The sequence below is a fragment of the Microbacterium sp. Leaf351 genome (assembly GCF_001423825.1).
In the GTDB taxonomy this organism is placed as follows: domain Bacteria; phylum Actinomycetota; class Actinomycetes; order Actinomycetales; family Microbacteriaceae; genus Microbacterium; species Microbacterium ginsengisoli.
In genome coordinates, this window is record NZ_LMPK01000023.1 from 33,663 (window position 1) to 35,483 (window position 1,821).

2 protein-coding genes are annotated in these 1,821 nt (G+C 69.1%); one reads left to right on the forward strand and one right to left on the reverse strand.

Translation table 11 applies throughout. From position 1 onward, the window contains the following. Nucleotides 1-175: 175 nt before the first annotated feature. Nucleotides 176-865 carry a YitT family protein gene (locus tag ASG00_RS07865; protein WP_056208248.1) on the forward strand — a complete coding sequence of 230 codons (690 nt, stop codon included), beginning with the start codon at nt 176-178 and terminating at the stop codon, nt 863-865. Here ASG00_RS07865 and ASG00_RS07870 read toward each other — a convergent pair. After that, nucleotides 866-1,821: ketose-bisphosphate aldolase (locus tag ASG00_RS07870; protein ID WP_082483151.1), on the reverse strand; the 956-nt coding region annotated here is incomplete at its 5' end.

Here is a 1,821-nt window from a genome sequence, read left to right on the forward strand (position 1 = left end):
CGGTCGACGTCGGTGTGCCCGCGCCGGTGCTCGCCGCATCGCTGTTCGAGCGGTTCGCGTCCCGCGGGGAGGACCACTACGCCAACCAGGTGCTCTCGGCGATGCGCCTGCAGTTCGGCGGACACCACGAGCTTCCCGCCGGCGACGTGCTGGAGGCCGGAGGGCGAAAGGCCGAGTGAGCGCGGGGGACGCGGCATCCGCCCCGTACGGCGCATCGACGGGCGTCGAACCGGATCCGACGACGGCGCCCACGCTCGTCTTCGAGAAGAGCGCCACGAGGCATTCACTGCTCGAAGACGTGCTCGGTCTCGTGACGGGCACGTTCCTGGTGTCGTTCGGCCTCTACCTGCTGCAGACGGCCGGCGCAGTGACGGGCGGCACTGCCGGCCTCGCCCTGCTTCTCGGCTACGCGACGTCGTGGCCGTTACCGCTGCTCTTCGCGATCGTGAACCTGCCGTTCGCGGTGCTCGCGATCTGGAAGAAGGGCTGGGACTTCACGGTGCGCACGGCCGTCGCGATCGGTCTCGTCTCGGGGTTCGCCCTCGTGCACCACGCGTTCCTGCAGCTCGGCCACATCGATGCCGTCTACGGCACCCTCGGCGGCAACCTCATGGTCGGCGTCGGGGTGCTCATCATCTTCCGCCACCGCGCCAGCCTCGGCGGGATCAACATCATCGCGATCGTGCTGCAGGAGCGCACGGGCTTCCGTGCGGGTTGGACGCAGATGGTCTTCGACGTGCTCATCATCGCCGCCGGACTGCTTGTCGTGTCGTGGGACAAAGTGCTGCTGAGCGCCGCCGGCGCGGTGGTGCTGAACCTGGTGCTGGCCATGAACCACCGGCCGGGGCGCTACATCGGGCGCTGATCAGCGGTGGCGGTATGCCTGTCCGGCCTGCCCGAAGACGTGCATGCGCTCAGCGACGATCTTCTCCATCGCCTGCCGTGCGGCCCGCTGGAACGGGGCCGGGTCGACGGTCAGGCCGTCCTCGGCGAGGGAGCGTCGCGCCGCCGCGGCATAGGCCATGTGCGAGTCCATGCCCTGGTTGATCTTGCGAACCCCGAGCTTCGTCGATCGCGCCTTCTCGTCCTCGGGCACCCCCCACGACTCGGGCAGGCTCCCGCCGTACCGATTGATCTCGTCACGCAGGTCCGCCGGCAGCGACGACGATCCGTGCATCACCAACGCGGTCTCGGGGATGCGCGCCGCAATCGCCGAGATGAGGTCCATGTGCAGCACCGACCCGTCGGGCGGGCTGGTGAACTTGTACGCGCCGTGGGACGTGCCGATCGCGACGGCGAGTGCATCGACGTCGGTCAAGGCGACGAAGCGTTCCGCCTCGTCGGGGTCGGCGAGCACGATCTCCTTGACCGTCGCGCCGCCGTCCTCCGAGCCGCCGATCGTGCCGAGCTCACCCTCCACCGAGACTCCGCGGGCGTGCGCGTACTCGACGACCTTTCGGGTCAGTGCGGCGTTCTCCTCGAAGCTGGCGTGCGTGACGCGGTCGGGGAGAAGGCTGCCGTCGATCATGACGCTCGTGAAGCCGGCTTCGATCGCTCGCGCGCAGTCCTCGAAGGATGCCCCGTGGTCGAGGTGGAGAACGACCGGCACCTCGTCGTAGCGGTGGATGAGTGCGACCAGCGCCTCCCAGAACGCCCCCTCGTCACCGTGGGCGGAGGAACCCGCGATCGTCTGCAGGATCACGGGTGAATCGGTCTCCCGTGCGGCATCCAGCACGGCTTCCGCCTGGACGAGGTCGGTGACGTTGAAGGCGCCGACCCCATACGCGCCGGCTTTGGCGGCATCGAGGGCTTGACGCAGGG